Genomic DNA, 7,560 nt, shown 5'->3' with positions numbered 1-7,560 from the left:
CGGATATCATCCTCCACGCCTTTATTTAACGTCTAATCTTGTTTTTGCATTTATAATTATATTTACTATCAATTATTTTAAAATAAATTCGTTTTTCATTTCCAAAATTGGAATCCTTTTAATTGTTTTTACAAATATTTACTTCGTAACAAAACTTTTTCATTCAGCAAATAAAATTTACAAACACGATAAAAAAATAGCTGAGAAAATAGACAATATAATTCAAACAAAATATCCCTCCTTTTTTACCACAGAAAAAGTCATTTATTTTTATGGATATTTTCCTTATGAATATCATCAAAAATTTAGATTAAAAGATTCTGAAATTTTCGGAGGTTCAATTTATATTTGGGATAATGGAAACAATTACAGAATTGTTAATTTCTTCAAGGAAGCTGATGTGGCTGAATATAAAATGATTGACACGAAAGAAAAGTTTGACATGATTAAAGATTCAATTGAAAATATGCCAATATGGCCTAACTATGAGTCTATTAAAATGTTTAATGATGTAATTGTTGTTAAACTGGGTAAAGACAAAGGTGCTCCTCTTTATTTTGAATAAAAAATTTATTATTAAAATTCTAATTTAATAAGAGCTTCTATTACTTTATCAAAATTCAATTCGTAAAAAAGTGGTAATCTCACTAATGTATCTGTAAATCTATCCGCTTCAGGCAATTCGTTTCCTTTATAAATCACTTGATAAAAGGGGCTTTTATGTAAACTAATATAATGAAAAACTGCCAAAATTTCATTATTTTTAAGATAATCCAACAGACTTGTTCTTTGTTCTAAATTTTTACAAACCAAATAAAACATATGAGCATTATTGGTTGCATAATTAGGAGTATTTGGTAGTTCAATTTGATTTTCTACTGCCCAATCTTTTAATTTGGAATAATAATTTTCCCAGTGTGATTTTCTGACAGATTGAATTTTTTCTAAATTTTCCAACTGAGCCCATAAAAATGCTGCGATTATCTCAGAAGGTAAAAATGAACTTCCTACATCTACCCAGCCATATTTATCAACTTCTCCTCTAAAAAAAGAAGAGCGATTGGTTCCTTTTTCCCAAATAATCTCTGCTCTATTTATAAATTGTTCATCATTGATAGCTAACATTCCACCTTCACCGGAAATAATATTTTTAGTTTCGTGAAAAGAAAAAGCGGCCAAATGTCCAATAGATCCCAAAGCTTTTTTCATTCCATCTTTCCCGTTAAAATAACTATCGATTGCTTGAGCTGCGTCTTCTATCACAAAAAGATTATACTTTTTTGCCAAATCCATGATTGTATCCATTTCGCAGGCGACTCCGGCATAATGAACGGGCACTATTGCTTTTGTTTTTGAAGTAATTAAAGATTCTATTTTTGTTTCATCAATATTTGGGTGATCTTTTCTACTGTCTGCAAAAACTATTTTTGCTCCTCTCAAAACAAACGCATTAGCTGTAGAAACAAATGTGTAGGATGGCATAATCACCTCATCACCTTCTTTAATGTTTATTAAAATGGCCGCCATTTCCAATGCATCGGTACAAGAAGTCGTTAATAATGTTTTCTTGAAACCGTAAGTTTGTTCAAAAAAAGTTTGGCATTTTTGAGTATACTTTCCATTTCCGGAAATTTTACCTGATTTGACAGCATCTTCAATGTATAAGGTTTCTTTTCCAGTAAGATATGGTTTGTTGAAAGGTATCATTTTTTCCAATAATGTTTAATAAATAGTATTTGTTGAATGGTGTAATTTTGCTTTTTGTAAAAATTACATGCTACAATGTTTGATAGCTGGGTTGGTATTATTAACTTTTGTATGCCTTTTGAAAAAAGAATGTTTTCTACGTACGATAAAAGTTTATTTCCAATTCCTTTTCCTTGATGAGCTGCACTTACAGCAATCAAGCCAATAAATCCAGAATCTTCGTTGGTTTTATACGTGACAAAACCTACTGTTTGATTATCCTCTTTATAAATAATAACATCCTCTGCGATTTCTTTAAAAATAGAATTATCAACCCATTTTCGGTACAGTTTTTTAAAATTTTCAGCCTGAAAATTCTTGTCTAACACAAATCGGCTGTGTTTTCCGCTTTCATAGGCCAATTCGTATAACTCATTTCTATCATAATCTGTCTCATCAATAGAGTATATATTTGTGTTTTCTGAGTGAATTAATGATAATTTTTTTTCAAAAATTACTTTTGTTTCAGAAAAATTATTTTTGAAACCGTCTAATAGTATTTCAAAATCATCACTTGATTTAATAATTAGAAGATCAAATTTTTCAGAGTCCTTAAGATTAATATTGTTTTTAAAAATAATTTCCCCTATTTCATATCCGAAAAAATCGCTATCCCAATCGAGTCTTTTTACAATCATACTATTTCATCAATTATGTAAACGGGTCTGTTTTTGGTTTGATCAAAAATTTTACCTATGTAAATACCTGTTATGCCTATTGTAGTGATTATTATTCCAGATAAAAACCAAATGGATACTATGATGGAAGTATATCCTAAAACTTCAATTTTATTATTAATTGCTTCTATTATATAATAAGTTCCTATAAAAAAAGAGAGTAAAGAGATGATCATTCCAAACTTAACAAAAATCTTTAATGGTTTGTTAGAAAATGAAATAATCGAATTAAAAGCCAAACTGATAAGTTTCGAAATGCTGTAACTTGTGCTACCTGATTCTCTCGATGCGTGTTCAACTTGAATAGAAGTTGCTTTAAAGCCCACAAAATTTACAAATAATGGGAAAAATTTAATATAATCTGAAACATCTATAATAGAAGTAATGGCTTTCTTGTTATAAATCCCAAAATTAGCAATTTCATTGTCGTATTTAGTATCGGTAAAAAACCCATATACTTTAGAAAAAATCTTTGAGGAGAGTTTTTTTAAGTAACCGTCTTGTCTATTGGTTCTTCTTGCTTGTACAATATCAAAACCTTCAATTGCTTTGTTGTAAAGCTTTATTATTTCCTTTGGTTGATCTTGCAAATCGCAATCCATTACAACAATCCATTCTCCAGAAGCATAATTCAAACCTGCCATTATTGCTGGATGCTGACCGAAATTTCTGCTCAATCGAATGGATTTAACATTTTTGTATTTATCTGAAATTGTTTTCATTACCGTCCATGAATCGTCTGGGCTTCGATCATCAACTAAAATAACTTCATACGGTACTTCTAGTTCACTCATTGCTGTTTGGATTTCGGCTACTAACCTTTCCACAATTTTTTCAGCTCTGTAAACTGGACTTACTATTGATATTGTTGGTTTTTGATTCATTACATTTTATTCTTTAATAAATTTTTGCTGATAAATAGTATCATCAACATAGATTTTCATCAAATAAATACCTGGCTTTAGTTCTTCTACATAAATCTCTCCATAAGAATTATCGTTTTGTTCTATTACTTTTTTCCCTAATAAATCGAAAATAATACGTTTTTTGACATTATTGTTTTGGTTAAAATCAAATGAAAGTATGTCTTGAACAGGATTTGGATAAATTTTGATGCCTTCTAATGAATTACTATTTATTCCTAATCCATTACAGCTTATAATGGTTGGGTAATTTCTAATGCTATTGTTGCTTTCCATACCTATTCCTAAAACGGTTTGAGTATTTAAGCCCCATGCCCAAATTGAATCGTCAGTTTTCAAAGCTGCACAAGAGGCATTTCCCCCTGTCACCTTTGACCAATTGGTTTCCGTACCAACTTGTGTTGGAACAAAAGAGTTATAAATATTATTACCTGTTCCCAAAACCCCGTATTGATTATTCCCCCAAGTCCAAAGTGTTCCATCTGTTTTTGTTGCCAAGGAATGGTACTTACCCTTACTCACTGAAAACCAATTTGTATCAGTACCTATCTGAATGAACGAAGGTTTGGATGTTGTAGTTCCATCCCCTAATTCACCATATAAATTTACGCCTGAACCCCACAGTGTGCCATCGGATTTTATAGCAAGTGTAGTGCCATGATAACTTGTTACAGAAATCACATTATTAATAGTATTTATTAAAATTGGTGAAGTAATTATAGGATCAAATGTTGGCATTCCTAAAGTTCCTTGGTAATTGTATCCCCATGCCCACAGTGAACCATCGTTTTTAATAGCAAATGAAGATGTTAATACAACAGGTGCGCCTAAAATGCTAGAAAGACAATAACCTACACTTGCAAAGGACCAATCAGTATCTGAGCCTATTTGTGTTGGAAAACCTATATTATCATTAGATGGCACTCCTAGAGCACCTGTATTTTTTATTCCCCATACCCACAATGTTCCGTTTTCTTTAATAGCTAGTGTATGTAGTGCATTGTGGCAATCAACTGACTTCCAATCAGCATCAGTTCCTACTTGTGTTGGTTGATAAACAGTACTTGCGTTTGGCAAAATATATCCATTTCCTAAATAACCATTACTTTCGCTTCCCCAAGCCCACAGAGTCCCATTATTCTTAATTGCTAATCTAAAGTTTAAGCCTGTTGAAACTGATTTCCAATCGTTATCCGTTCCTATCTGTACTGGAAAAGGACTGTAATTATTAAGTGAGGCCTCAACAATATCTCCCCAAACCCATAAAGTACCATCCGTTTTAATCCCGGTACCCATTCTTCCTGAGATACTGACAGATTTCCAATAACACTGAGCGTGGATATTCCCTGTAATAAGCAACAATAAAGCCAATAAACCTAGTGTTTTTTTCATTTTTTTATTACTTAAATACTGTTTCTAAACTTACCTTCCAATCTTTAATCTTCAACCTAAAAACAGTCTTGATTTTGGTTTTATCCAACACACTATAACTTGGTCTTTTGGCTGGCGTAGGGAAACTGGTTGTGGGAATGGATTGTAAATTTATATTTATATTGTTGATTTCGAAGATTTTTTTGGCAAAATCATACCATGAGCATTGGCCTTCGTTGGAAAAATTATAGATTCCGAAGACTCCGACAAGCTCAGTCTGACATTTAGTAATTATTGACATTAAAGCTTGGGCTAAATCTACTGCGTGGGTTGGTGTACCGATTTGATCATTGACTACGGATAGTGAATCTCTCTCTGAGGCCAAACGGAGCATTGTTTTCATAAAATTGTTTCCAAATTGTGAATACACCCAAGATGTTCGGATGATGAAATGTTTATGCCATGTTTCTTGAATAGCTTTTTCTCCGTCTAGTTTTGTTTTTCCATAAACTCCGGTTGGATTGGGAATATCATCTTCTGTATAAGGTGTTTTTTTAGTTCCATCAAACACAAAATCAGTAGAAATGTGAAGTAAAACAGTTTTGAATTCTTTGCAAATCTCAGCTAAATTTTTTGCTCCATTTACATTGATTAAATGGGCTTTTTCCGGCTCACTTTCGGCTTTGTCAACAGCAGTGTATGCCGCCGTATTAATGCAATAGTTTGGTTTGTATTGTTTAAAGACATGATGTATGTTATTCAAATTTGTTATATCTAACACTTTCGAATCACAAAAAACAAATTGAATATCGGGATATTTGGGTGCAATAAATTGCAAACTTTGACCTACTTGTCCGTTGGCTCCGGTTACTAAAACTACCATGCTTTTTTGGCGTTTGCTAAAGTGGGTAATTGGGTATCTTTTTCGGAAATGATTAGTTTTTCGGTATCGAAATTCCAATCTATTCCAATGGAATCATCATTGTAAATAATGCCTCCTTCTGATTCTTTATTATAGAAATTATCACATTTATAAAAGAAAGTAGCCGTTTCACTTAACACCAAAAATCCATGAGCAAATCCTCTTGGCACAAAAAACTGTTTTTGATTTTCAGCCGATAAAACCACTGCTTCATATTGTCCGAAAGTTTTTGACCCGGGTCTGATATCAACGGCAACATCTAAAACTTCTCCTTGGATGACACGAACCAATTTTGCCTGAGCAAATTCACCGGTCTGATAATGTAATCCTCTTAAAACACCTCGCGATGAAACCGATTGATTATCTTGAACAAAATGTACCGCTTGTTCTAAGGCATTTTGAAAAGTTCGTTCATTAAAACTTTCCATAAAATAGCCTCTTTCGTCACGAATGACATTCGGTTCTAAAATAAAACATCCTTGTAGTTTGGTTTCAGTGAATTTCATAGAATTAATTTGCCTATTTGGCAATTAGTCAATGTGTCAATTTATATTAAACTCATCAAATGCGTTCCGTAACCACTTTTTAAAAGTGGTTCGGCTATTTTTTTTAATTGATTAGCGTCGATAAAGCCCATTCTGTAAGCAGCTTCTTCGATGGCACCAATTTTTAAACCTTGACGTTCTTCAATCACCTGAACAAATTGTCCGGCTTGCATAAGCGATTGAAACGTGCCGGTGTCAAGCCACGCTGTTCCTCTGTCGAGTATGCTCACTTGAAGATTCCCACGATGTAAATATTCTTTATTAACGTCTGTAATCTCCAATTCACCTCGATGACTCGGTTTAATATTTGCAGCAATCTCTAACACAGAATTGTCATAAAAATAAATTCCGGGAACGGCATAATTCGATTTAGGATGTTCCGGTTTTTCTTCTATCGAAAGTACTTTTCCATTTGCATCAAAATCAACGACACCATAACGTTCCGGATCTAAAACGTGGTAGGCATAAATTATTCCGCCATTCGGATCATTGTTTTTTTGGAGCAACTCGGCTAAACCTGTTCCATAGAAAATATTATCGCCAAGAATTAACGCTACTTTGTCATTGCCCACAAAATCTTTTCCTATGATAAACGCCTCTGCTAAACCATTTGGTTGTTCTTGAACGGCATATTCAAAACGACAGCCTAATTTGCTTCCATCTCCTAAAAGTTGTCGAAACAAAGGCAAATCATGCGGTGTTGATATAATTAAAATCTCATTTATTCCGGCCCACATTAAGGTTGACAACGGATAATAAATCATTGGTTTGTCGTAAATAGGCATTAATTGTTTACTGACCGCTAATGTTAACGGATGTAATCTTGTTCCAGAGCCTCCGGCTAATATAATTCCTTTCATGAAACTTGTATTAATTCCTTTAATTCTTAGCCAATTGATTGTTATAAAATCTTATAAATCCTTTGACCGTCATGAATAAAATCAGAAACAAAAATGGAATCAAAAACTTCATTTTTCCATTTGTCCCTTTGGTATCTTTACTATTTAGAATTACACTATTGTCTTTTACAACTTTATCTAAACTGATTAAATCAATTCGCAACAAACCTTGTTCCCTCACTAAATTGTCTTTCGTTTTAATGACTTCATTAAGTTGTGTATTCTCATTATAATAAACCAATTTATCACTTTGTGAAGAGCCGCTAGCTGTCTTTTTAAACTGATTCATTAAAGCATCTATTTGATTTATTATTGAATCATTAGCTCTCATTTTAAGTTGAATATTATTCAAATATTCTTTTTGTAATGCTTTATAATATTGACTGTCATTTAAATAATTAAGAATCGGATTTACTGTTTTTTCTTCAGAAGAAATTTTAGAAGTGGAGAACGAAACCACATGAAAGGGATAATTTT

8 protein-coding genes and 1 pseudogene are annotated in these 7,560 nt (G+C 32.4%); 1 reads left to right on the top strand and 8 read right to left on the bottom strand.

Features of this window, described 5'->3' with window-relative positions:
* Positions 1 to 565 (top strand): hypothetical protein (locus C0512_RS14235; protein ID WP_290862717.1); only part of this gene is annotated, 565 nt, incomplete at its 5' end.
* 11 nt (positions 566 to 576) lie between these two features.
* On the opposite strand, the gene rffA is transcribed toward C0512_RS14235, so the two are convergent.
* The 8 genes and pseudogenes from rffA to C0512_RS14195 form a co-directional block, all read right to left on the bottom strand.
* On the bottom strand, positions 577 to 1,707 hold the full coding sequence (gene rffA, locus C0512_RS14230; RefSeq protein WP_290862715.1) for a dTDP-4-amino-4,6-dideoxygalactose transaminase: 1,131 nt from the start codon (positions 1,705 to 1,707) through the stop codon (positions 577 to 579).
* Positions 1,704 to 2,384: a GNAT family N-acetyltransferase gene (locus C0512_RS14225; protein WP_290862713.1), complete on the bottom strand. Its 681-nt coding sequence runs from the start codon at positions 2,382 to 2,384 to the stop codon at positions 1,704 to 1,706. The genes rffA and C0512_RS14225 overlap by 4 nt, the downstream gene beginning before the upstream one ends.
* On the bottom strand, positions 2,381 to 3,307 hold the full coding sequence (locus C0512_RS14220; RefSeq protein WP_290862711.1) for a glycosyltransferase family 2 protein: 927 nt from the start codon (positions 3,305 to 3,307) through the stop codon (positions 2,381 to 2,383). Before C0512_RS14220 ends, C0512_RS14225 begins: the two co-directional genes overlap by 4 nt.
* 6 nt (positions 3,308 to 3,313) lie before the next feature.
* Positions 3,314 to 4,738, bottom strand: coding sequence for a T9SS type A sorting domain-containing protein (locus C0512_RS14215; RefSeq protein ID WP_290862709.1), 1,425 nt, complete (start codon positions 4,736 to 4,738; stop codon positions 3,314 to 3,316).
* Positions 4,739 to 4,745: 7 nt separating this feature from the next.
* On the bottom strand, positions 4,746 to 5,600 hold the full coding sequence (rfbD, locus tag C0512_RS14210; RefSeq protein WP_290862707.1) for a dTDP-4-dehydrorhamnose reductase: 855 nt from the start codon (positions 5,598 to 5,600) through the stop codon (positions 4,746 to 4,748).
* Positions 5,594 to 6,145: a dTDP-4-dehydrorhamnose 3,5-epimerase gene (gene rfbC / locus C0512_RS14205; RefSeq protein WP_290862705.1), complete on the bottom strand. Its 552-nt coding sequence runs from the start codon at positions 6,143 to 6,145 to the stop codon at positions 5,594 to 5,596. Before rfbC ends, rfbD begins: the two co-directional genes overlap by 7 nt.
* 41 nt (positions 6,146 to 6,186) lie before the next feature.
* Positions 6,187 to 7,044 (bottom strand): glucose-1-phosphate thymidylyltransferase RfbA, encoded by an 858-nt coding sequence (gene rfbA / locus C0512_RS14200; RefSeq protein ID WP_290862703.1) that lies wholly within the window; start codon positions 7,042 to 7,044, stop codon positions 6,187 to 6,189.
* A gap of 19 nt (positions 7,045 to 7,063) precedes the next feature.
* Positions 7,064 to 7,560, bottom strand: a pseudogene (locus C0512_RS14195) (hypothetical protein); the annotation flags it as partial.

It is taken from the genome of Flavobacterium sp., from assembly GCF_013822155.1.
GTDB lineage: Bacteria > Bacteroidota > Bacteroidia > Flavobacteriales > Flavobacteriaceae > Flavobacterium.
The sequence above is the reverse complement of the archived record's forward strand: the minus strand, read 5'-3'. Positions and strand labels throughout refer to the sequence as shown.

Coding starts and splice junctions, on each gene's coding strand:
- rffA (WP_290862715.1), bottom strand. CDS start 1,707: ATGATACCTTTCAACAAACCATATCTTACTGGAAAAGAAACCTTATAC.
- C0512_RS14225 (WP_290862713.1), bottom strand. CDS start 2,384: ATGATTGTAAAAAGACTCGATTGGGATAGCGATTTTTTCGGATATGAA.
- C0512_RS14220 (WP_290862711.1), bottom strand. CDS start 3,307: ATGAATCAAAAACCAACAATATCAATAGTAAGTCCAGTTTACAGAGCT.
- C0512_RS14215 (WP_290862709.1), bottom strand. CDS start 4,738: ATGAAAAAAACACTAGGTTTATTGGCTTTATTGTTGCTTATTACAGGG.
- rfbD (WP_290862707.1), bottom strand. CDS start 5,600: ATGGTAGTTTTAGTAACCGGAGCCAACGGACAAGTAGGTCAAAGTTTG.
- rfbC (WP_290862705.1), bottom strand. CDS start 6,145: ATGAAATTCACTGAAACCAAACTACAAGGATGTTTTATTTTAGAACCG.
- rfbA (WP_290862703.1), bottom strand. CDS start 7,044: ATGAAAGGAATTATATTAGCCGGAGGCTCTGGAACAAGATTACATCCG.